The sequence below is a fragment of the Georgenia sp. 311 genome (assembly GCF_006151955.1).
GTDB classification, from domain to species: domain Bacteria; phylum Actinomycetota; class Actinomycetes; order Actinomycetales; family Actinomycetaceae; genus Oceanitalea; species Oceanitalea wutianyii.
This window is the reverse complement of the sequence record NZ_VDFS01000063.1, coordinates 144,472-145,382: the sequence shown is the minus strand read 5'-3', so window position 1 is coordinate 145,382 and position 911 is coordinate 144,472. Positions and strand designations below refer to the sequence as shown.

Here is a 911-nt window from a genome sequence, read left to right as displayed (position 1 = left end):
CGCGGCGCGGGGTGCCGAGGGCGCCCCTCCGTGGAGGGCGGAGGGGCACCCTCGGGACCCCGCGCCCCGGCGTGACCAACGCCCCATCCGGCAGTCCGTCCCCGATGGTTGGGCGCGGGGCCCAGGGTCTGGCAGAATGTTGCGCTGTACTCGGACCGCAGGGCCCCTCTCACCCGGCGGAACCGTGTCCAGGGCCAACCTCGTGCCCGTGACCCACCGGGACCGAGCGCGGACCACCTCACATGAACCAGGAGTGACCACCACAGTGGCAGTCAAGATCCGTCTCAAGCGCATGGGCAAGATGCGCGCCCCGTACTACCGCGTCGTCGTCATGGACAGCCGCACGAAGCGCGACGGTCGTGCGATCGAGGAGATCGGCAAGTACCACCCGACCGAGGAGCCCTCGTTCATCGAGATCGACTCCGACCGGGCCCAGTACTGGCTCTCCGTCGGTGCGCAGCCCACCGAGCAGGTGGCCGCGCTCCTCAAGATCACCGGCGACTGGCAGAAGTTCAAGGGCCTCCCGGGCGCCGAGGGCACCCTGCGGTCCAAGGACGGCTCCGCCGAGCGCGCCGCCGAGGCCAAGGCCGCGGCGATCAAGGCCGCCGAGGACGAGGCCGAGAAGCGCAAGGCCAAGGCCTCCGAGGCGAAGGCCGCCGAGGCCGCGGCTCCCGCGGAGGACACCTCCGCCGAGGAGACCACCGACGAGACCAATGCTGGCTGACGCTCTCGAGCACCTGGTGCGTGGCGTCGTCGACAATCCCGACGACGTCACCGTCACCTCCCGCTCGCTGCGCCGCGGCGAGCTGCTCGAGGTGCGCGTCAACCCCGACGACCTCGGCCGTGTCATCGGCCGGCAGGGGCGCACCGCTCGCGCGCTGCGCACCGTCGTCTCCGCGCTGTCCACGCGC

At 72.0% G+C, this 911-nt stretch carries 2 protein-coding genes; both read left to right on the top strand.

What is annotated here, in order from left to right; translation table 11 throughout:
* Positions 1–265 precede the first annotated feature (265 nt).
* Positions 266–724 (top strand): 30S ribosomal protein S16, encoded by a 459-nt coding sequence (rpsP, locus tag FHE66_RS14330; protein ID WP_139073630.1) that lies wholly within the window; start codon positions 266–268, stop codon positions 722–724.
* A partial coding sequence (locus FHE66_RS14325; protein ID WP_139073683.1) for an RNA-binding protein occupies positions 714–911 on the top strand: 198 nt, incomplete at its 3' end. The genes rpsP and FHE66_RS14325, both read left to right, overlap by 11 nt.